At 63.8% G+C, this 21,525-nt stretch carries 23 protein-coding genes; 1 reads left to right on the top strand and 22 read right to left on the bottom strand.

Translation table 11 applies throughout. The features are described from left to right. Entirely contained in the window at window positions 1-369 is a 369-nt protein-coding gene (locus ABJO18_RS03400) for a 5-carboxymethyl-2-hydroxymuconate isomerase (protein ID WP_348509409.1), read from the bottom strand. A 152-nt stretch (window positions 370-521) separates the two neighbouring features. Between ABJO18_RS03400 and ABJO18_RS03395 the strand changes: the two genes are divergently transcribed. Then, a complete protein-coding gene (locus ABJO18_RS03395) occupies window positions 522-989 on the top strand; it encodes a DUF1203 domain-containing protein (RefSeq protein WP_348509408.1) in 468 nt (155 codons plus the stop codon). A 4-nt stretch (window positions 990-993) separates the two neighbouring features. On the opposite strand, the gene ABJO18_RS03390 is transcribed toward ABJO18_RS03395, so the two are convergent. From ABJO18_RS03390 to ABJO18_RS03290, 21 genes are read right to left on the bottom strand one after another with little or no spacing between them, the layout of a single operon-like run. Further along, window positions 994-2,592, bottom strand: a complete 1,599-nt coding sequence (locus ABJO18_RS03390) for an AbgT family transporter (protein ID WP_348509407.1) — start codon at window positions 2,590-2,592, stop codon at window positions 994-996. A 42-nt stretch (window positions 2,593-2,634) separates the two neighbouring features. Further along, a complete protein-coding gene (locus ABJO18_RS03385; RefSeq protein ID WP_348509406.1) occupies window positions 2,635-2,979 on the bottom strand; it encodes a DUF1467 family protein in 345 nt (114 codons plus the stop codon). Next, window positions 2,979-3,395 carry a methylmalonyl-CoA epimerase gene (mce, locus tag ABJO18_RS03380; protein WP_348509405.1) on the bottom strand — a complete coding sequence of 139 codons (417 nt, stop codon included), beginning with the start codon at window positions 3,393-3,395 and terminating at the stop codon, window positions 2,979-2,981. The genes ABJO18_RS03385 and mce overlap by 1 nt, the downstream gene beginning before the upstream one ends. Window position 3,396: 1 nt before the next feature. Beyond that, window positions 3,397-5,082, bottom strand: coding sequence for a ribonuclease J (locus ABJO18_RS03375; RefSeq protein ID WP_348509404.1), 1,686 nt, complete (start codon window positions 5,080-5,082; stop codon window positions 3,397-3,399). Next, entirely contained in the window at window positions 5,063-5,842 is a 780-nt protein-coding gene (locus ABJO18_RS03370) for a type III pantothenate kinase (RefSeq protein WP_348509403.1), read from the bottom strand. Before ABJO18_RS03370 ends, ABJO18_RS03375 begins: the two co-directional genes overlap by 20 nt. A gap of 2 nt (window positions 5,843-5,844) precedes the next feature. Next, window positions 5,845-6,612 carry a biotin--[acetyl-CoA-carboxylase] ligase gene (locus tag ABJO18_RS03365; RefSeq protein ID WP_348509402.1) on the bottom strand — a complete coding sequence of 256 codons (768 nt, stop codon included), beginning with the start codon at window positions 6,610-6,612 and terminating at the stop codon, window positions 5,845-5,847. Window positions 6,613-6,615: 3 nt separating this feature from the next. Beyond that, on the bottom strand, window positions 6,616-8,058 hold the full coding sequence (gene nuoN, locus ABJO18_RS03360; RefSeq protein ID WP_348509401.1) for an NADH-quinone oxidoreductase subunit NuoN: 1,443 nt from the start codon (window positions 8,056-8,058) through the stop codon (window positions 6,616-6,618). Window positions 8,059-8,070: 12 nt separating this feature from the next. After that, window positions 8,071-9,585 (bottom strand): NADH-quinone oxidoreductase subunit M, encoded by a 1,515-nt coding sequence (locus tag ABJO18_RS03355; protein WP_348509400.1) that lies wholly within the window; start codon window positions 9,583-9,585, stop codon window positions 8,071-8,073. Then, the gene (gene nuoL, locus ABJO18_RS03350) at window positions 9,586-11,724 is read right to left on the bottom strand and encodes an NADH-quinone oxidoreductase subunit L (protein ID WP_348509399.1); all 2,139 of its coding nucleotides are present in this window, start codon (window positions 11,722-11,724) and stop codon (window positions 9,586-9,588) included. A gap of 6 nt (window positions 11,725-11,730) precedes the next feature. Then, window positions 11,731-12,039 (bottom strand): NADH-quinone oxidoreductase subunit NuoK, encoded by a 309-nt coding sequence (nuoK, locus tag ABJO18_RS03345; RefSeq protein ID WP_309297594.1) that lies wholly within the window; start codon window positions 12,037-12,039, stop codon window positions 11,731-11,733. Next, on the bottom strand, window positions 12,039-12,653 hold the full coding sequence (locus ABJO18_RS03340) for an NADH-quinone oxidoreductase subunit J (protein WP_348509411.1): 615 nt from the start codon (window positions 12,651-12,653) through the stop codon (window positions 12,039-12,041). The genes nuoK and ABJO18_RS03340 overlap by 1 nt, the downstream gene beginning before the upstream one ends. 38 nt (window positions 12,654-12,691) lie before the next feature. After that, window positions 12,692-13,180 (bottom strand): NADH-quinone oxidoreductase subunit NuoI, encoded by a 489-nt coding sequence (nuoI, locus tag ABJO18_RS03335; RefSeq protein WP_271186750.1) that lies wholly within the window; start codon window positions 13,178-13,180, stop codon window positions 12,692-12,694. Window positions 13,181-13,185: 5 nt separating this feature from the next. Then, the gene (gene nuoH, locus ABJO18_RS03330) at window positions 13,186-14,259 is read right to left on the bottom strand and encodes an NADH-quinone oxidoreductase subunit NuoH (RefSeq protein WP_348509398.1); all 1,074 of its coding nucleotides are present in this window, start codon (window positions 14,257-14,259) and stop codon (window positions 13,186-13,188) included. A 3-nt stretch (window positions 14,260-14,262) separates the two neighbouring features. Then, entirely contained in the window at window positions 14,263-16,356 is a 2,094-nt protein-coding gene (nuoG, locus tag ABJO18_RS03325) for an NADH-quinone oxidoreductase subunit NuoG (protein ID WP_348509397.1), read from the bottom strand. Then, complete coding sequence (locus ABJO18_RS03320) at window positions 16,349-16,825, bottom strand: hypothetical protein (RefSeq protein WP_348509396.1); 477 nt, start codon at window positions 16,823-16,825, stop codon at window positions 16,349-16,351. Before ABJO18_RS03320 ends, nuoG begins: the two co-directional genes overlap by 8 nt. 5 nt (window positions 16,826-16,830) lie before the next feature. After that, window positions 16,831-18,144 (bottom strand): NADH-quinone oxidoreductase subunit NuoF, encoded by a 1,314-nt coding sequence (gene nuoF / locus ABJO18_RS03315; protein WP_348515729.1) that lies wholly within the window; start codon window positions 18,142-18,144, stop codon window positions 16,831-16,833. A 3-nt stretch (window positions 18,145-18,147) separates the two neighbouring features. After that, window positions 18,148-18,822, bottom strand: coding sequence for an NADH-quinone oxidoreductase subunit NuoE (gene nuoE, locus ABJO18_RS03310; protein ID WP_348507645.1), 675 nt, complete (start codon window positions 18,820-18,822; stop codon window positions 18,148-18,150). Beyond that, complete coding sequence (locus tag ABJO18_RS03305; protein WP_348507644.1) at window positions 18,819-19,286, bottom strand: hypothetical protein; 468 nt, start codon at window positions 19,284-19,286, stop codon at window positions 18,819-18,821. The genes nuoE and ABJO18_RS03305 overlap by 4 nt, the downstream gene beginning before the upstream one ends. Continuing rightward, window positions 19,286-20,476 carry an NADH-quinone oxidoreductase subunit D gene (locus ABJO18_RS03300; protein WP_348507647.1) on the bottom strand — a complete coding sequence of 397 codons (1,191 nt, stop codon included), beginning with the start codon at window positions 20,474-20,476 and terminating at the stop codon, window positions 19,286-19,288. The genes ABJO18_RS03305 and ABJO18_RS03300 overlap by 1 nt, the downstream gene beginning before the upstream one ends. 17 nt (window positions 20,477-20,493) lie before the next feature. After that, complete coding sequence (locus ABJO18_RS03295; RefSeq protein WP_348507643.1) at window positions 20,494-20,919, bottom strand: GFA family protein; 426 nt, start codon at window positions 20,917-20,919, stop codon at window positions 20,494-20,496. A gap of 2 nt (window positions 20,920-20,921) precedes the next feature. Beyond that, window positions 20,922-21,524 carry an NADH-quinone oxidoreductase subunit C gene (locus ABJO18_RS03290; protein ID WP_348507642.1) on the bottom strand — a complete coding sequence of 201 codons (603 nt, stop codon included), beginning with the start codon at window positions 21,522-21,524 and terminating at the stop codon, window positions 20,922-20,924. Window position 21,525 lies beyond the last annotated feature (1 nt).

The following is a 21,525-nucleotide window of genomic DNA, read 5'->3' as shown; positions in this document are numbered from 1 at the left end:
TCAGGCCTTCAGCGTCACACCGCTTTCCTGCGTCACCGCCTTGGCATAGCAGGCCCGGTCGATATCGCTGACTTCGACGGTGATGGACGCCACCGGCGTATCGAGCGCCTGCACGGCCGACAGGACGAGGTCCGACATCGCCGCCTTCTGCGCCGGCGTGCGCCCCGGCATGATCCGGGCCTCGGCATGGATGAAGGAATAGTTGTTGCGGCCATTGCGGTAGTGGCTGACAGGCACGACGCGCACCTTGATGTCGTTCGGATCGAAAAGCTCGCTCGCCTCCATGCCGTGAAAGACCGCATCGACCAGCCGGTCAGGGGTCAGACCCAGGGCGTCGAGATCGGAATGGTGCAGGATGACGTGCGGCATGGCTCAGGCTCCGGTTGAGGATCAGATGGTACAAGACATGGCGCCGGAGCGTGCCGGATACAATCGCAAGGCCGGATACAATCGCAAGGATCGGGTGGGCGCAGCCATTGGCCGGCGGCACAAGGTGATCATCACACCCAGGAGTGCCCGAGATGACCTTCCGTATCACCGGCCTGTCGCCGGAACCCTTCCGCCCCCTGTTCGGCCTGCCGGACGCCGACCTCGCCGCCCGCGGCATTGTCCGCAAGACCGTCACCGCCAAGCCCGGCTTTCCCTGCCGCATCACGCTGGACGATGCCGAGCCGGGCGAAAGCGTGCTGCTGCTTCATCATGAAAGCCACAGCGCCGACACGCCCTATCGCTCGGCCTATGCGATCTATGTCCGGGAGAATGCGGCCGAAGCCGCGCAGCTGACTGACGAGATCCCGCCCGTCATGCGTGGCCGCCCGCTGGCGCTGCGCCTGTTCGACAAGGACGGCATGCTGGCCGGCGCCGAGCTGGCTCTCACCGGCGATCCGCGCGCAGCCATCGAGGCCGCCCTCGCCCGCAGCGAGATCGCCTATATCGACGTCCACAATGCCGCGCACGGCTGCTTTGCCGCACGGGTCGAGCGCGCCTGAGCCCCTACTCGGCCTCGACCGGATAATAAGTCGGCGATCCCGGGCCGACCGGGAGGTCGAGGCCGAAAGTCCACAGGAAGAAGAAGCTGGACCACAACAGGAGGAAGAAGATGCTGTAGGGCAGCATCATCGCGATCAGCGTACCGACGCCCAGATTTTTGTCATAACGCGTTGCCCAGGCGAGGATGAGGCCGAAATAGCTCATCATCGGGGTGATGATATTGGTCGATGAATCCCCGATCCGGTAGGCCGCCTGGATCACTTCCGGGGCATAGCCGATCAGCATCAGCATCGGCACGAAGATCGGCGCGGTGACGGCCCACTGCGCCGAGGCCGATCCCAGTGACAGATTGATCACCGCACACATCAGGATGAAGAGGAAGAAGACCAGCGGGCCGGTCATGCCGGTATCCTGCAGGAATTGCGCGCCGGTGACGGCCGTGATCGCACCCAGATTGGTCCAGCCGAAGAAGGCGACGAACTGGGCGGCAAAGAAGACCAGGACGATGTAGAGGCCCAGGGCGCTGATCGCACCGGCCATGGCGTCGATCACGTCCCGGTCGGTCTTCATCGTGCCGGTGGCCCGGCCATAGGCATAGCCCGCCGCAATGAAGAAGATCAGGATCCAGACCACGAAACCGCGGAAGAAGGGCGACGCAATGCGGTCGCCGGTATCGGGGTTGCGCAGCACGCCCCATTCCGGTGCGAGGGTCAGCGCCATCAGCGCGAAAACGCCCAGAATGGCCAGGCCGGCCCAGAGCAGGCCCTTGCGCTCAACGGCCTCCAGCGGCTGCATCATGTGCTTGTCGAGCACGGTCTCGTCGGCCCGGGACGGATCGTATTTCCCCAGCTTGGGCTCGACGATGAAAATGGTCACGAGCGAACCGATAGCCGTGATCACGAAGGTGGAGGCGAACATGAAATACCAGTTCGCGGTCGCCAGGACTTCATAATCGGGATCAATCAGCCGTGCCGCTTCCTGGGTAATGCCGGCAAGCAGCGGGTCGATCGTGCCGATGAGCAGATTGGCGCTGTAACCGCCGGAGACACCGGCAAAGGCCGCGGCCATGCCGGCCAGCGGGTGCCGGCCCAGAGCGTAGAAGATCGCGCCGGCGAGCGGGATCAGCACGACATAGCCGACCTCGGAGGCCGTGTTCGAGAGAATGCCGGCGAACACGACGGCCACCGTCACCACGTGACGCGGCGCGGACAGCACCATCGCCCGGACGGCGGCAGACAAGAGGCCGGACTTCTCGGCCACACCGACCCCCAGCATGGCGACCAGCACCACGCCGAGCGGTGCGAAACCGGTGAAATTTGTGACGAGATTGGTCCAGATCCGGCGAATGCCATCGCCATCGAGCAGGCTGACAGCGCGGATCATGCCGTCCTCGGCGACACCGCGGGCGCCGGCCGGACGCGGATCCTCGACCGCAATCCCGAGCCAGCCGAACACGCCGGACAGCAGTACGATGCCGACGGCCAGGATCGCGAACAGGGTGACCGGGTGCGGCAGCAGATTGCCCAGCCATTCCACCCCGTCGAGAAACCGCGTGAAAACCCCGCGGCGCGGCGCGCCCCGTTCCGTCTGACCGTCACTCATGCGTGTCCCCTCACTGCCGGCCTGTCTCCGAAGGCCGTTATTCTAGCCCCAGCTGCCACCGGTGGGCATGTAGCGCGCCACCAGGCCGGATTCGTTGATGATGTAGTAGATGATCCAGATGCCGGAGGTGACGATGGTGCACCACCAGCCCTTCTTGAGCAGGTTGGGCGCCATCGGCGCACCCGGCTCGGATCCCGCCACGATATCACCGGCCTCTTCCTGCGAGCGCACCCCGATCGGCAGCATCATGAAGAAGACAAGCCACCACACGATCAGAAACACCACCAGCCCGTTGACCACGCCTACCCCGTCATCGCGGACGATGAAGCGCGACAGCCAGAGTACCGCGGCAATCCCCGGCAGGACGTATTGAGCCCAGCGCGGCATCAGACCGGTTCCTGCATGAGTTCAATGAGTTGTCCGTGGGAGTTCTTCGGATGAATGAAGATCACGGGCACGCCATGCGCGCCGATATAGGGCTCGCCCGTCCCCAGAACGGTTGCACCTTTCTCCACCATCGCATCGCGTGCGGCGACGATGTCGGGCACTTCAAAGCACAGATGGTGCTGACCGCCCCTGGGATTGCGTTCGAGGAATTTGTGGACCGGGCTGTCATCGCCCAGCGGCTCGAGCAGCTCGATCTCGGAATTGGCCAGATGCACGAAGGCGACGCGAACGCCCAGATGCGGGAAGTCCTTCGTCTCCGTCGCATCGTCCGCGCCGTAGAGCCCGGCATAGGTCGCCTTGGCGGCCTCGATATCCGGCACGGCCACGCCGACATGGTTCAGACGTCCGATCTTCATCTCAAACCTCCAGAATGATCACCTCGACCCAGGGCTTCTTGCCCCAGATCCGGTTTGCTTCGCGGCGCACCGCGCGGCGCACTTCCTCTTCCGCCGTTTCCACGTCACGGCGGTCGCGATTGGACAGACGGTCGAACGCCCGTTCGGCCTCGTCGGCCAGCGCGTCGAGGAATTCGTCCAGCGAGAAGGACCGGTCCTCGGCGACACCCATGGACCGCACATCGGGACCGGAGACCAGCTCGCCCTTCTTGCCATGCACCGCCATCGCAACCGTGACCTGGCCGGCATAGGCCAGCTTGCGGCGCTCGCGCATCGACAGGGCATTGGCATCGGTGACGAAATTGCCGTCCAGATGCAGACGGCCCGCCGCTGCCTCGTCGACAATCGACGCCCCGCCATCGGCACGCAGTTCCACCATGTCGCCATTGCGCACGGTGACGGCGTGCGGCACCTGCAGCTGGCGGGCAAAGGCCGCGTGCTCGATCAGGTGACGGCGCTCGCCATGCACCGGGATCGCCACTTTCGGCTGGGCCCATTGATACATCTGGGCCAGCTCGTCGCGGCAGGGATGGCCGGAGACGTGGATCGGACGGTTCTTCTCGGTGATGATCTCCACGCCACGCTCGGCGAGCCGGTTCTGCAGCTGGAAAATGCCGATATCGTTTCCGGGAATGACGCGGCTGGAGAAGATCACCGTATCGCCCGTACCCAGCGTGACATTGCGGTGATTGCCCTCGGCAATCCGCGACAGCGCGGCGCGCGGCTCACCCTGGGACCCGGTGCACAGATAGAGGATTTTCTCCGGCGGGAAGAAACCCGCCTCCTCTTCGCCGACGAAATCCTGCACATGGCTCAGCAGACCGACGGACTTGGCCGCCGCCGTCATGCGGTGCATGGACCGGCCCACAAGGCACACACGCCGGCCATTGGCCTCGGCCGCCTCGATCGCCGATTGCAGGCGCGCCACATTCGAGGCGAAGGCCGCGATGGCGACCTTGCCGGTCGTGTTCTCGCCGACCACCTTGATCAGCTCTTCCTTCACGCCCGCTTCCGAGCCGCTCTCACCCGGAGAGAAGACATTCGTGCTGTCGCAGACCATGGCCAGCACGCCCTCCTCGCCCAGCGCCGTCAGCGCGGACACGTCGGTCGTCTCGCCGATCAGCGGATCGGGGTCGATCTTCCAGTCGCCCGTGTGCAGCACCAGGCCGGCCGGCGTGCGGATCGCCAGACCGTTGGGTTCGGGAATGGAGTGGGTCAGCGTGATCAGCTGGATATCGAAGGGGCCGAGATCGAACCGGCTGTCGAGCGCGATCTCGTGCAGTTCGACCTCGTCCTCGAGACCGAACTCGCGCAGGCGGTCGCGCACCAGCCAGGCGGTAAAGGGTGTTGCCCATATCGGGCACTTAAGGCGGCGCCACAGGTGCGCGACGGCACCCATATGATCCTCGTGTGCATGGGTCAGGACCATGCCGATCAGATCGTCCCGCCGCTCCTCGATGAAGGCGGGATCGGGCATGATGATGTCGACCCCGGGAGTCGACAGGTCACCGAAGGTGACACCGCAATCGACGATGATCCATTTCTGGTCGTCCTCCGGGCCGTAGCCATAGAGGTTGAGGTTCATCCCGATTTCGTCAGAGCCGCCGAGCGGCAGAAAATACAAACTATCAGTCAAGGCTTCCGCCATTGAGTTTCCAGACTTCCATGAGGCCGCGAATGGTCAGATCGCCATCGTAATGGTCGATGGTGCGGGAGGCCCCTTCGAACAGGGACACCACGCCCCCGGTGGCGACCACCGTCATCGGCGCGCCCCATTCGGTCTTCAGACGGTTTACCAGACCATCGATGAGATCGATATAGCCCCAGAACACGCCGGACTGCATGGCGGAGACCGTATCCTTGCCCATCACGCGCTGCGGCTTGGCGATCGCGACCCGCGGCAGTTTCGCGGCGGCCGCGTGCAGGGCCTGCATGGACAGGTTGATGCCCGGCGCGATGATGCCGCCCTCGAAGGCCCCGTCGGCGCCGATCACGTCGAATGTCGTCGCGGTCCCGCTGTCGATGATGATCAGCGGCCCCTGATAGACCGAGCGCGCGCCCAGCGCGTTGACCAGACGGTCGGCACCGGCATCCTGTGGCCGGTCGAGACGCACCTCGATATCCATCAGCACGCCCGGCTCGCCCACAATCACCGGCTCGGTGCTGCAATAGCGGCGCGAGAGATTGCGCAGGTTGAACAGGGCCTGCGGCACCACGGTGGAAATCACACAGCCGGTAATATCGCTCAGCTTGAACCCCTGCAGCGACATCAGCTGCGACAGCCAGACGGCGTGCTCGTCAGCCGTACGGGTCGAATCCGTGCCGGATCGCCACTGAGCGACCCACGTCTTGCCGTCATGAACGGCGAACAACGTATTGGTATTGCCGCAATCGATGGCGAGCAGCATGGCTAGTCTCTCCTCAGCGCCGGCGCCGTCACCCCGGCGGGGAAGAAGACGTCACCAGCGGAGATATATCGCCGCCCGCCATCATCCAAGTCCAGCCGCAGCGATCCGTCAGGGCCCAGATCGGCAAACACGCCGCTCACGGTCTCGTTCTGAAGGCGCGCCTCACAGCGCTCGCCCAGCCCGTGAGCCCGGGCGAGCCAGCCATCGCGCAGCGGGCCGAACCCGTCCTGCAGCCAGCGGCGGCGCCAGCGCTCGAACGCATCGACGAGTGTGTCGAGGGCCTGTTCACGCGATATCGCACCACCCGCGGCGGCCAGCGAGGTCGCCGGGCGTTCGCTGTCATCCGGCGCGGCGGCCAGATTGATCCCGATCCCGAGCGCCAGCCACAGCCCGCCGCCGGGCGCCTGGCCCGATTCAAGCAGGATGCCGGACACCTTGCGCCGGTTCACAAGGACGTCATTGGGCCATTTCACGCGCGTGGCGGCCGGATCGCGCAGCGCCATGTCGCAGACTTCCGCGACAGCCAGGGCCGCTGCAAAGGAGAGCTCCGCCACCCGGCCGGGTTCGGCCTGGAAGACGTAGAGTCCCGTTGTGAAAAGATTCCCCTCAAGCCCCGTCCAGGCCCGGCCGCGACGGCCGCGGCCGGCGAGTTGCCGGCGCGCGGCGATCCACAGCGGACCGCGCGCGCCGGCCAGAGCCCGCTCACGCGCGTCCGCATTGGTCGATTGCGTCTCGTCGAGCCACTCGATCGCAGGCGAAGGGAGCGACAAGATCTAGAGGACGGTCAGCCCGACGGACACGGCCCGGTAGACGACCCAGCCCACGACCGGCAGCAGGGCCACCGTGGCCAGGCCAGCCAGGCGCGTCACCCAGTAGATCGACAGGGCCGCCGGAACGAATTCCACCTCGCCCTCATCGAACCAGACCGTCTTCACCACCCGCAGATAGTAGGCCGCGCCCACCACGGAGAAGAGAACGGCCAGGACCGCCAGGATCAGGAGGCCGGATTCGACGGCGGCGTAGATCAGGAAGAACTTGCCGAAGAAGCCGACCATGAAGGGCAGGCCGCCGATGGAGAACATCAGCGCCGTGATCGACCAGCCCAGGCCCGGATTGCGCTGGGCGACGCCGGCCAGATCGGAGATCTGTTCCACCATGCCTTCGCGCGTGCGCATCGACAGGATGGCGCCGAAGGAGCCGATCACCGAGATCATGTAGAGCACCATGTAGACCAGAAGCGCCCACATGCCGGTCTGGCTCGCCGCCGCGACGGCCACCAGGGCGTAGCCCATATTGGCGATCGAGGAATAGGCCATCAGGCGCTTGATATTGGTCTGGGTCAGCGCGCCGAAGGCGCCAATGCCCATGGACAGCACGGCCAGGATCCAGATCACGTCGCGCCATTGCTCGACCATGCCGCCGAAGGGCTCGACCAGCACGCGGGCCAGCAGGATCATGGCGGCAAATTTGGGGGCCGTCGCAAAGAAGGCCGTCACCGGCGTCGGTGCGCCTTCATAGACGTCTGGCGTCCACATGTGGAAGGGCGCAGCGGAGACCTTGAAGGCCAGACCGCAGATCACGAAGACCAGGCCGAAGATGAGGCCGACCGTCGGACCGCTTTCAACGGCGATGGCGATCTCGTTGAAGCCCGTGGCACCGGCAAAACCGTAGACCAGCGAGGCGCCGTAAAGCAGCAGGCCGGACGACAGCGCGCCGAGCACGAAGTATTTCAGACCGGCTTCCGAGGCGCGCAGGCTGTCGCGGTTGAAGGCCGCCAGAACGTAGAGCGCCAGGGATTGCAGTTCGATCGCCATGTACATGGAGATCAGGTCGTTGGCCGACACCATCATCATCATGCCGGCGGCGGCGAGCGTGACCAGGATGGCGTATTCCATCTTGCCGAGCTTTTCCGCCTGCAGATAGGGCATGGCGAGCAGCATGGCGATCGCCGCGACAATGCCGATGGCCACTTTGGAGAAGCGGGCCAGGCTGTCGAAGATGAAGCTGCCGGAGAAGGCTGTCCCCTCGCCCGTCACGGCGAACAGGGCCGCCAGACCGGCGGCAGCGAGCAGGCCGACCGTCAGCCATTGCACGAGACGATTGGCGCCCTCGCCCTTCAGGAATACGCCCAGCATGAGCAGCGCCATCGCGCCGCAGGCCAGGAGGATTTCCGGGATGAGGAGCGTCAGATCCTGGGAAAGCATGTCCGCAGTCATGGCGTGCCTCTCCTACTGGGCCGGTGCGGGCAGTGCCGCATTGTAGTTGGTGATCAGATTGTCGACCGAGGCCGCCGTGATGTCGGTCACCACGGTCGAGGACACGCCGAGCCACAGCGTCATGATGATGAGCGGGATGAAGATCGCCCATTCCATGCGGTTCAGGTCGGTGATGGTCTCGAGCTTCGGATTGGTGATCTCGCCGAACACCACATCGCGATACATGGTCAGCATGTACATGGCCGACAGGATGACGCCGGCAGCCGCACCGGTGGCGATCCACCAGCTCACCTGGAAGGCACCGACCATCGTCATGATCTCGCCGATGAAGCCGGACGTGCCCGGCAGGCCGACATTGGCCATGGTGAACAGCGCGAAGATCGCGGCATAGGCCGGCATGCGGTGCACAAGGCCGCCATAGAAGGCGATCTCGCGGGTGTGCATGCGGTCATAGATCACGCCGACGCACAGGAAGAGCGCACCGGAGATCACGCCGTGCGAGATCATCTGGAAGATCGCGCCCTGCACGCCCGTCTCGTTCATCGCGAACAGGCCCATCGTCACGAAGCCCATATGGGCAACCGAGGAATAGGCGATCAGCTTCTTGATGTCGGTCTGACGGAAGGCCACCAGCGAGGTGTAGATGATGGCGATGATCGACAGCGCGAAGACCAGCGGCGCGAAATAGTCGGACGCTTCCGGGAACATCGGGATGGAGAAGCGCAGGAAGCCGTAGCCGCCCAGCTTCAGCAGCACGCCCGCCAGGATCACCGAGCCCGCTGTCGGCGCCTGCACGTGGGCATCCGGCAACCAGGTGTGCACCGGCCACATCGGCATCTTCACCGCGAAGGAGGCGAAGAAGGCCAGCCACATCCACATCTGCGCGTTTCGCGCGAACTCATAATCCAGCAGCGCCGTGATGTCGGTCGTTCCGGCCTGCAGGAACATGTAGACCATCGCGACCAGCATCAGCACCGAGCCAAGCAGGGTGTAGAGGAAGAATTTGAAGGCCGCATAGACCCGGTTCTGTCCGCCCCACACGCCGATGATGATGAACATCGGGATCAGGCCGCCTTCGAAGAAGATGTAGAAGACCACCAGGTCGAGCGCACAGAACACGCCGATCACCAGGGTTTCCAGCAGCAGGAAGGCGATCATGTAGTCGGCAACGCGCTTCTCGATCGCGCCAGACGCCATGATACACAGCGGCATCAGACCGGCGGTTAGCAGCACGAAGAGCACGGAGATCCCGTCCACACCGAGCCGGTAGCCCATGCCGATCTCGGCCAGCCACTCGATCTCGTGCACGAACTGGAAGCCCGCGGTTTCACGGTCGAAATTGGCCACCAGGATGATGGACAGGACCAGCGTCACCATGGTCGCCACCCATGCCACCAGGCGCGAATTCCGGTCGATCAGGGCCTGATCCTCGGGCCGCGCCGTGAAGCGGAAGAGCGCGATGACCAGCGCGCCGATGGCCGGGACGAAGGTCAGGATCGAAAGAAAGGCTTCGAACTCGCCAAACATCTATTGGCCTCCTGCGCCGAACTGGGCCCAGAGCAGAAGCCCCAGCACGCCGATCAGCATGACGAATGCGTAGTGATAGAGATAACCGGACTGGGCCTTGGCGAGGCGCCTGGCCGCCGCGAGGGTCGAGCCGGCCACACCGTTCGGGCCGAAGCCGTCAATGATGCGGACATCGCCGATTTTCCAGAACAGGTCGCCCAGCCCCTTCGCGCCGCGCACGAAGACGAAATGGTAGATCTCGTCCACATACCACTTGTTGTAGAGGAAGCTGTGCAGCGGACCGCCGCGGGCGGCGATGCGGGCGCCCATGCCTTCATTGATCAGGTAGAACCAGATCGCGCCCAGGAAGCCGATCAGCGTTGCAAAGAACGGCGAGAGCAGCACCCAGACCGGCGGGTGGTGACCGCCGCCATGATCGCCCTCGGCCGCGTGATCGTCGGCCGCGACCGCATGGTCGTCGGCCGCAGCGACGGCGTGATCGCCGGCCGCCGGTTCGGCATGACTGTCGGCGGCCACGGCATGCATGTCTTCGCCAGCATCGTCCGCCACGCCGTGATCCTCGCCGGCAACCGCCGGGCCATGAGCCGCGGCCGGCAGGGCCTCGCCCCAGAAGTGGCCGGAATTATCGCCGATGAAGCTCGACTTGTAGAGCCCGCCGGCCAGCACGGCACCGACGGCCAGAACGATCAGCGGCAGCGCCATCGGCCATTTCGGGTCGTGGACGTGGTCGTAGACGTCCTTGGGACCGCGATAGGTGCCGTGGAAGGTCATGAAGATCAGGCGCCAGGAGTAGAAGCTCGTCAGCAGCGCCGCGATCGTGCCGATCCAGAAGGCCGGAATACCGAAGAACACGCCTTCGCGGCCCGCCATGAAGGCGCCCTCGATGATGGCATCCTTCGAGAAGAAGCCGGCAAAGCCGAGATCCGGCAGGAAGAGGCCCAGCGCACCGAAGGAGAAGCCGACACCGGTCAGCGCCAGCGTGCCGATGATCATCATCAGCCAGGTCATCGGCATCATGCGGAACAGGCCGCCCATCTTGCGCATGTCCTGCTCGTCATGGACGCCGTGGATCACCGCGCCGGAGCCGAGGAACAAGAGCGCCTTGAAGAAGGCGTGCGTGAACAGGTGGAACATGGCCGCGCCGTAAAGGCCCAGGCCCGCGGCGAAGAACATGTAGCCCAGCTGCGAACAGGTCGAATAGGCCACGACCCGCTTGATGTCGTTCTGCGCCATGCCGACCGTCGCGGCGAACAGCGCCGTCACGGCACCGATCACGGTGACAATGGCCGAGGCGTTCGGTGCCATCTCGTAGATCGGGAAAGCCCGGCAGACGAGGAAGACACCGGCCGTCACCATCGTCGCGGCGTGGATCAGGGCGGAGACCGGCGTCGGACCTTCCATCGCGTCCGGCAGCCAGACGTGCAGGAAGAACTGTGCCGACTTGCCCATCGCGCCGATGAACAGGAGGAAGGCAATCAGCTCGATCGCGTTGAAGGACATGCCCGCGAAGGACAGGACCGCATCGGCCTGGTCGCCGACCTGGGCGAAGACATCGTCAAACGCCACCGAGCCGAAGACGAGAAAGATCGCCATGATGCCCAGGGCAAAGCCGAAATCGCCGACGCGGTTGGTCACGAAAGCCTTGATGGCCGCGTCATTGGCCGACTTCTTCTTGTACCAGAAGCCGATCAGCAGGTAGGAGGCCAGCCCCACGCCTTCCCAGCCGAAGAAGAGCTGCAGGAAGTTGTCGGCGGTCACCAGGGCCAGCATCGCGAAGGTGAAGAGCGACAGGTAGGAGAAGAAGCGCGCGCGGTGCGGATCGTGGGACATGTAGCCCCAGGAATAGATGTGCACCAGCGAGGAGACCGAGTTCACCACGACCAGCATGACGGCCGACAGGCTGTCCAGCTTGATCGCCCAGGAGACGTCGAAATCACCGACGCTCATCCAGGTCGCGAGATGGATCGTGGTCGTGTTGCCGCCCACCGTCACGTCGAAGAAGACGATCCAGGACAGGATGGCCGACAGCAGGACCGCACCGGTGGTGACGATCTGCGCGGCGCGGTGGCCGACATAATTGCCGAAGAGACCGGCAAAGGCCGAGGCGAGGAGCGGCCCGAAGACGATAATAGGTGCCATGATCCCCTAGCCCTTCATCAGGTTGACGCCCTCAACCGAGATATCGCCCCGGTTGCGGAAGAAGACGACGAGAATGGCCAGGCCCACAGCGGCTTCCGCCGCGGCCACGGTCAGTACGAACAGCGCGAACACCTGCCCGGCCAGATCGCCCAGGAAGGACGAGAAGGCGACGAGGTTGATGTTCACCGACAAGAGGATCAGCTCGATCGACATCAGGAGGATGATGACGTTCTTGCGGTTCACGAAAATGCCGAACACACCGATGGTGAAGAGCACCGCGGCGACGGCGAGGTAATGCCCCAGCCCGATCTCCATCATTCTCCAATCCCCTGTCCCGGCTTGATATCCAGCATTTCAACGGCAGTCTTGCGGTCGCGGCCGACCTGGGCGGTCACGCTCTGGCGCTTGACGCCTTCCTTGTGACGCAGCGTCAGCACGATGGCGCCGATCATGGCGACCAGCAGCACCAGGCCCGCGATCTGGAAGAAGTAGACGTACTGGTCGTAGATCACATTGCCGAGCGCCTCGACATTGCTCATGCCGTCCGGCATGGCCGCCGCGCGCAGGGCTTCGGCCTGCGGCGCGCTTTCCCAGCTCATCCCGATCATTGCCAGCTCGATCGCCAGCACGATGGCAATCAGCCCGCCCAGCGGCAGATAGCTCAGAAAGCCCTGCTTCAGCTCGGCGAAGTCGACGTCCAGCATCATCACGACGAAGAGGAAGAGCACCGCGACCGCGCCGACATAGACAACGATCAGCAGCATCGCCAGGAATTCGGCGCCCAGCAGCACGAACAGACCCGCGGCCGAGATGAAGGCCAGGATCAGGAACAGCACGGACCTGACCGGGTTGCGGGCGATGACGACCATCAGGGCCGACAGGATCGCCACTCCGGAAAAGGCCCAGAAGGCCAGTGATGCGAGCATGATGCCCTCTTCCGTCTAATGTTCAGCCAACGCGCCGCCAATCAGCGGTACGGCGCGTCGAGTTCCAGGTTTCTGGCAATTTCCCGTTCCCAGCGATCGCCGTTCTCGAGCAGTTTTGCCTTGTCGTAGAAAAGTTCCTCGCGGGTCTCGGCGGCGAACTCGAAGTTCGGGCCTTCCACGATCGCATCCACCGGGCATGCCTCCTGGCAGTAACCGCAATAGATGCACTTGGTCATGTCGATGTCGTAGCGCGTGGTGCGGCGCGAGCCGTCGGCGCGCGGTTCCGCCTCGATCGTGATCGCCAGCGCCGGACAGATCGCCTCGCACAGCTTGCAGGCGATGCAGCGCTCTTCCCCGTTGGGATAGCGGCGCAGCGCATGCTGGCCGCGGAAGCGCGGGCTGAGCGGCCCCTTCTCGAAGGGATAGTTCAGCGTCGCCTTCTTCTTGAAGAAATAGCGCATGCCCAGGCCGAAGGCGGACCAGAAGTCCATCAGCAGGGCGCCGCGAATGGTTTGTTGCAGTCGGCTCATGGGAGTTATCCTTGCGGGCCGTAGACGACGGCAGCACCCACCAGGGCCACCGCAACCAGCGAGGTCGGCAGGAAGATCTTCCAGCCGAGGCGCATCAGCTGGTCATAGCGGTAACGCGGGACCAGGGCCTTCACCATCGCAAACATGAAGAAGAAGAACACGACCTTGGCGGCGAACCAGAAGAAGTGCCAGGCGTGCGAAGCCAGATAGGGCCAGTCATTGACGAAGCCGTCCGGGAAAGGCGCGTGCCAGCCGCCGAAGAACAGGATGGCCGTCATCGCGCACATCAGCACGATGTTGAGATACTCGCCCACCATGAAGAGGAGGTAGGGCGTCGAGGAGTATTCCACCTGATAGCCGGCCACGAGTTCGGATTCGGCCTCGGGGAGGTCGAAGGGCGGACGGTTGGTTTCCGCCAGGGCCGAGATGAAGAACATCGCCGCCATCGGCACCATCACTAGGAACATCGGCAGCGGGAAGGCGTGGAAGGCCAGCAGGTTCCAGTTCCAGAAGCCACCGGCCTGGATGTCGACGATGTCGGACAGGCGCATCGAACCGGCGAACAGCAGCACGGTGACGATGATGAAGCCGATCGAGACTTCATAGGACACCATCTGTGCCGCCGAGCGCAGCGCGCCCAGGAAGGGATATTTCGAGTTCGAGGCCCAGCCGCCGATGATGATGCCATAGACACCCAGCGACGACATGGCGAACAAATAGAGGATGCCGACATTGAGGTCGGCGATTACCCAGCCCGGCGCCACCGGCACCACGGCCCAGGTGATGAAGGCGAGGATCAGCGTGATCAGCGGCGCCAGCAGGTAGAGCGAGCGGTCCGCACCGGCCGGCACGACGATTTCCTTGAACACGAACTTGAAGAAGTCCGCGAAGGATTGCAGCAGGCCGAAGGCGCCGACCACGTTCGGGCCCTTGCGCATCTGCACCGCCGCCCAGACCTTGCGGTCCATCAGCAGCAGGAAGGCCAGCGAGATCAGCAGCACGATCATGAAGGCCAGAATCTGGCCGATCACGGCAAGCGTGCCCCAGAGCGGGCCGAATTGGGAGACGAACTCGCTCATCGCTTACTCCGCCGCTACTGCCGCCGGGGCGTCCTTGAGCGCGGCGCATTCGGCCAGCGTCCTGGAAGCCCGGGCAACCGGGTTGGTGAAATAGAAATTGCGCACCGCCGGCGTGAAGGCCGCATCGGCGACATCCCCGTCGGCACCGATCGACTTGGCGTCGAACTCCGCCGCGCCTTCGGCTCCCGGGGCATGATCGATTCCGCCGAGCACGGGAACGTCCTCGAACAGTTTCAGGCGCAGCTGGGTGAGATTGTCATAGGGCAGCGTCTTGCCGACACGCTCGGACAGCGCGCGGAAGATGGCCCAGTTTTCCTTGGCCTCGCCCTTCGGGAAGACCGAGCGGAAAGCCAGCTGCACGCGGCCTTCGGTATTGGCGAAGAGGCCGTCCTGCTCCGTCCAGGCCGCGCCCGGCAGCACGAGATCGGCGCGGTGAGCCCCGGCATCGCCATGGCTGCCGATGTAGATCACGAAGGCGTCGCCGAACTTCGACATGTCCAGCTCGTCGGCGCCCATGAGGACAATCGTCTCCATATTGCCCGACTGCATGCCGGCCACGTCCTGACCGCCCTCACCCGGCACAAAGCCGAGATCGAGACCGGCCACGCGGCTGGCGGCCGTGTGCAGCACCGAGAAACCGTTCCAGTCTTCGCTGACAGCGCCGACGGCAGCGGCCAGATCGCCGGCCGCGCGCAGCACCTGGGCGCCGTCCTCGCGGGCCAGCGCACCGGCACCGACCAGGATGAGCGGACGCTTGGCGTCCTTCAGCGTCTTGATGAAGCCCGAGCGCTTCTTCTTCAGGCCGGCCAGATCCTTGGCGCCCGTTCCGACATGCTCGTACTCATAGCTCAGGTCGACCGGCTCGCCGATCACGCCGACCTTGGTGTCATTATGCAGCCAGGTCTTGCGGATCCGCGCATTGACGATGGCCGCCTCGACGCGCGGATTGGCGCCGACGATGAGGATGGCGTCTGCTTCCTCGATGCCGGCAATCGTTGCGTTAAACAGGTATTCCTGGCGCGGACCGGCGCCCAGCTTGGCGCCATCCTGGCGGCAGTCGGTCGAGGCGATGCCCAGGGCATCGGCCAGATCCTTGGCCGCCTTCATCTCTTCCGCCGAGCACAGATCGCCGGCGATCATGCCGATCTTCGAGGCATCGCTCGACAGGCGCTTGGCCGCCACGTCCAGCGCCTCGCTCCAGCTCGCGACGCGCAGCTTGCCGTTCTCGCGGACATAGGGCTTGTCCAGACGGCGCTTGCCCAGACCTTCCCAGGCGTAGCGCGTCTTGTCGGAAATCCATTCCTCGTTCACGCCCTCATGGACGCGTGGCAGGATGCGCAGCACGGCGCCGCCGCGGGCATCCACGCGGATGTTCGAGCCGACCGCGTCCATCACATCGACGGTCTCGGTCTTCTTCAGCTCCCAAGGACGGGCGTTGAAGGCGTAGGGCTTGGAGGTCAGCGCACCGACCGGGCACAGATCGATGACATTGCCGGACAGTTCCGACGTCACCGCGTTTTCCAGATAGGTCGTGATCTCGGCATCCTCGCCGCGGCCGATCATGCCGATCTCCGGCACGCCTGCGACCTCGGTGACGAAGCGGACGCAGCGCGTGCACTGGATGCAGCGCGTCATCTCCGTCTTGATGATCGGACCCATTTCCTTGTCTTCGACGGCACGCTTGTTTTCCGGGAAGCGCGAGCCGGTGCGGCCATAGACCAGCGACTGGTCCTGCAGGTCGCACTCACCGCCCTGGTCGCAGATCGGGCAGTCCAGCGGGTGGTTGATGAGCAGGAACTCCATCACCCCTTCGCGCGCCTTCTTCACCATCGGCGACAGCGTGTTCATCGCCGGCGGTTCGCCATTCGGCCCGCCGCGCATGTCGCGCACCTGCATCGCACAGGACGCGGCCGGTTTCGGCGCGCCGACGAGTTCCACCAGGCACATCCGGCAATTACCGGCCACCGACAGGCGCTCATGATAGCAAAAGCGCGGGATTTCCCGGCCCGCCGCCTCGGCAGCCTGCAACAGCGTGAAGGAATTCGGTACTTCGACTTCTTCACCGTCGACTACGATTTTGCGGAGATCTTCAGTCATCGATAGCTCCACCAGTGGGCCGAAAACGTTCATTCACTTCGCGAAGTTCGTTCAGCATCGTGTTGGCGCGATTACCGTCTCGAATCATCGACAAAATGGCGCCAGAAAACTCATCTTTTTCATCGACCTTTTGGCCTATTCGCTTCCTGTAATTCAAATAGTTAGAAAACATCCCCATAACGGCGCGTTGAAACTTAGATAAGTTCAGAAAAGAGTGGAGCTTTTGATTGAACGAAACCCAATTCAGCGTACTCACGTCAGCATTCATGATTTCAGCATGAAGTGTGTACATGTCTGAATAAGCGCGTGCGTACTTTTCAGACGCATCAAGAAGTGACAACTCCATCTGAAAACGGCGCTCCTGACGATACTTATGCCAAGCAAACACCGCACCGATAGCAGCAAGGATCGTAGCCACGACAGTTGCGAGTGAAGCAGCTATTGAAAACAGGGTCGCCAGCTGTTCCATGACTACTACTCCGCCGCCACGGCTTGGCTGACAAAAACGGGTTTGCCGGCGCGATAATTGTTGATGCGTTCCTCGATCTCGCCCCGGAAGTGGCGGATCAGGCCCTGGACGGGCCAGGCGGCCGCGTCGCCGAGCGCGCAGATCGTGTGGCCTTCCACCTGACCGGCGACGTCGAGCAGCATGTCGATCTCCTCGATCGAGCTCTCGCCGCGCGCCATGCGCTCCAGCACGCGCCACATCCAGCCGGTGCCTTCACGGCACGGCGTGCACTGGCCGCAGCTTTCATGGCGGTAGAAGTAGGAAATTCGCGCGATCGCCTTCACCACGTCGGTGGACTTGTCCATGACGATGACGGCGGCAGTGCCCAGACCGGACTTGTGCGCCTGCAGGGCGTCGAAATCCATCAGCACGTCGTCGCAGATATCCTTCGGCAGCAACGACACCGAGGAGCCGCCCGGAATGACGGCCTTCAGATTGTCCCAGCCGCCGCGCACGCCGCCGGCATGCGTCTCGATGAGCGTCTTCATCGGGATCGACATGGCTTCTTCGACATTGCACGGCTTGTTCACATGGCCGGAGATCGAGAAGATCTTCGTGCCGACATTCCGCTCGCGGCCGAAAGAGGCGAACCATTGCGCGCCGCGGCGCAGGATCGTGCCCGCCACCGCGATGGATTCGACATTGTTCACCGTGGTCGGGCAGCCATAAAGACCGGCATTGGCCGGGAAAGGCGGCTTCAGGCGCGGCTGGCCCTTCTTGCCTTCCAGGCTTTCCAGCAGGGCCGTTTCCTCGCCGCAGATATAGGCGCCGGCGCCGTGATGGATATAGACGTGGAACGGCCAGCCATGGACGTTCTTCTCGCCGATCAGCTTGGCCTCATAGGCCTCCTTGACGGCTTTCTCCATCGCCAGGCGCTCGGTGACATACTCACCGCGCAGATAGATGTAGCAGGCGTGCGCCTGCATCGAGAAGGAGGCGATCAGGCAGCCTTCGATGAGAAGGTGCGGATCGTGCCGCATGATCTCGCGGTCCTTGCACGTGCCCGGCTCGGACTCGTCGGCATTGACGACGAGATAGTGCGGACGTGCGCCCACTTCCTTGGGCATGAAGGACCATTTCAGACCGGTCGGGAAACCCGCGCCGCCACGGCCGCGCAGGCCGGACGCCTTCATCTGGTCGATGATCCAGTCGCGGCCCTGTTCAAGGATTTCCTTGGTCCCGTTCCATGCGCCCCGTTGCTTGGCGCCGTCCAGACCGGGGTCGTGGTGGCCGAACAGGTTGGTGAAGATGCGGTCCTTGTCCTGGAGAAGCTGGGTCATGACTTAGCCCTCCGCCTTTTCGGACTTGCCGGTATTGGGAAGCGCGACCGGCTTGGCGCGCGAGCCGTCATAGAGGCTCTCATCGGTCAGCACCTTGGTGCCGTGCGGCTCGGACGCATTCCGCTCGGATTGCGGGCCGTACTTGACCTTCTTGCCGGCGGCGAGGTCGTCGAGCAGTTTCTCGAAGGCCTCCGCGTCCAGATCCTCGATGTAATGGTCGCCATCGGTGTTGGCGAGCTGGATCATCGGGGCATTGGCGCAGGCGCCCATGCACTCCACCTCGACCCAGGTGAACTTGCCGTCTTGCGAAATCTCGTGCTGCTTGCCGATGCGCTTCTTGCACACCGAGATCAGCTCGTCGGACCCGCGCAGCATGCACGGCGTGGTGCCGCAGACCTGGATCAGGTGTTCACCCACCGGGGCCAGGTTGAACATGGTGTAGAAGGTCGCGACCTCGTAGACGCGGATATAGGGCATGCCCAGCCGGTCGGCGATCTCGCGGATGGCGGGCTCGCAGACCCAGCCTTCCTGCTTCTGCGCGATCCACAGCATGGGGATGACGGCCGAGGCTTTTTTCTCCTCGGGATATTTCGCCAGCCAGAACTTGATCTCGTCCTCGCTCTTCTTGTTGAAGGCGAAGCTCTCGGGCTGGTCCTTTGCCAAGCGTCGAACGCTCATTCCTCATCCCCTGTCGAAATCTCGGCGTCGCGAACGTCCCGCAGGACCACGACCTGTTCCGGATGAAAGGCTTCGCACCAGGCGTGGGCGTCGGAGATCGAAGCCTCGATGCCACCCCGTGTGCCATTGTGCGGAAAATCCGCGTAATCAAGTTCGCTGGTCACGCCAACCAGGGCCTCGCCAGCATCATTCGTGCGGTTCAGCCGGTGCTCCTGCAGGGTCGCGTGAACCGAATGCCCATCCGCGGCTGTAGCCGCAGTCGTCACGCAGGAGCCGCACAGCGGCTCGCCGCCGGCCATACGGCACCCCATCAGCGCCACCTCGGTGAAGACCGGAACACTGTCCGGTGCAGCATTGAGCACAGCGACATCATACTGCGCCCGCGTCAGCGCATCGATACCGCCCTCGCCGCCCGAACAGGCTGCCACGCCGCACAGCGCAAGTATGGCAAGGCCAAGCCTCATTACCGGTCGATCTCCCCGAACACGACGTCGAGCGAGCCGATAATGGCCGACACATCGGCGAGCATGTGGCCGCGACTCATGAAGTCCATGGCGGCCAGGTGCGGGAATCCGGGCGCCCGGATCTTCACGCGATACGGCTTGTTGGAACCGTCGGCGATCAGGTAGACGCCGAACTCGCCCTTCGGCGCCTCGACGGTGGCATAGACCTCGCCCGCCTCGACATGCACGCCTTCGGTATAGAGTTTGAAGTGCTGGATGAGCGCTTCCATCGAGCGCTTCATCTCGGCGCGGCGCGGCGGCGAGAATTTCGAGTCGGTGGCCAGCACCTCGCCCGCATTCTCCTCCTTCATGAGCCAGTCGCAGCACTGGATCATGATTTTCACGCTCTCGCGCATCTCTTCCATGCGGCACAGATAGCGATCATAGCAATCGCCATGCTTGCCGACCGGAATGCTGAATTCCAGCTCGTCATAGACCTCGTAGGGCTGCGCGCGGCGCAGATCCCAGGCCAGGCCCGAACCGCGCACCATCACGCCGGAGAAGCCCCAAGCGAGCACATCTTCCTTGGTCACCACGCCGATATCGACATTGCGCTGCTTGAAGATGCGGTTCTCGGTCAGAAGGCTGTCGATATCGTCCAGCTTTTCCGGGAACTGGTCGCACCAGGCACGGATGTCCTCGACCAGTTTCGGCGGCAGATCCTGGTGGACACCGCCGGGGCGGAAATAGTGAGCGTGCATCCGACTGCCCGAAGCGCGCTCGTAGAACACCATCAGCTTTTCGCGCTCCTCGAAGCCCCAGAGCGGCGGCGTCAGGGCGCCGACGTCCATGGCCTGGGTCGTCACGTTGAGCAGGTGGTTCAGGATGCGGCCGATCTCGCAATAGAGCACGCGCACATACTGGCCACGCTTCGGCACGGTGATACCGGCCAGGCGCTCGGCCGCCATGCAGAAGGCGTGCTCCTGGTTCATCGGCGCGACATAGTCGAGACGGTCGAAATAGCCGATGCCTTGGAGATAGGTCTTGTGCTCCAGCAGCTTCTCGGTGCCGCGGTGCAGAAGGCCGATATGCGGATCGACGCGTTCGACCACCTCACCGTCCAGTTCCAGCACGAGGCGCAGCACGCCGTGGGCGGCCGGGTGCTGGGGACCGAAATTGAGGGTGAACTTGCGTTCGCCGGATTGCGTCATGTCGTCAGCCATGCCGATTATCCCTCTTGCCCTGCAGTGAAGGCCGCGATCACTTCGGCACCCGTCATCTTCCGGGTGTCGTTCGCGAAGTCGTAATAGGCCGGCTTCTCGTCGATAAAGATCTCGACCTCAAACCGCGCCTTGTCGCTCAATGTCAGCGCGCCGGCCGAGACAGAACAGTGCCCGCCGTCCTTCATGCGCCACATCAGCGGCGTGCCGCAGCTCTTGCAGAAAACGCGCTCAGCCCAGTCCGACGAGCTGAAAACGCCCAGTGCGCTGTCATCATCGAAAACCGGTGCCTCGCTGCACTCGACCGCCATGAACGGACCGGATCCCCATGTCTGGCACATGGAGCAATGGCAGGCATCGACCGTCTCGCTCTTCAGCTTCGCCGTGAAGGCCGAAGCGCCGCACAGGCAACGCCCTTGGGTCGTCACGCTCATCGCTAACCCTCCGCCTTCTCGTCGCCCGGGATGACGTATTTGGCGCCTTCCCACGGGCTCATGAAATCGAAGTCGCGGTATTCCTGGACCAGTTCGACCGGTTCGTAGACCACGCGTTTCTGCTCCTCGTCCCAGCGCACTTCGACATAGCCGGTGAGCGGGAAGTCCTTGCGCAGCGGATAGCCCTCGAAACCGTAATCGGTCAGCAGGCGGCGCAGATCCGGGTGGCCGGAGAAGACGATGCCGTACATGTCGAACGCCTCGCGCTCGAACCAGTCGGCAACGGGATAGACATGATGGATCGAGGGAACCGGGTTCTCCTCATCCGTCGACAGCTTCACGCGCACCCGGTGGTTCTGGTGCATGGAGAGCAGGTGGTAGACCACCTCGAACCGCTCGGCGCGCTGCGGATAGTCGACACCGCAGATATCGACCAGCGTCGTGAACTTGCAGGCCGGCTCGTCGCGCAGCCAGGTGATCACATCCTCGACCTGGTCGCGATGGATCGTCACGGTCAGCTCGCCCTGGGTCACAGTCCAGCCGGTGACGGCCGTGGGCCGGCCCGCCTGGATGTGCTCGCCGAGAACCTTGAGAGCTTCGCTCATC

This window comes from Maricaulis sp. (genome assembly GCF_039978735.1).
Classification (GTDB): domain Bacteria; phylum Pseudomonadota; class Alphaproteobacteria; order Caulobacterales; family Maricaulaceae; genus Maricaulis.
Note: the sequence above shows the minus strand (reverse complement) of the source record. Positions and strands in the feature narration are given on the sequence as shown.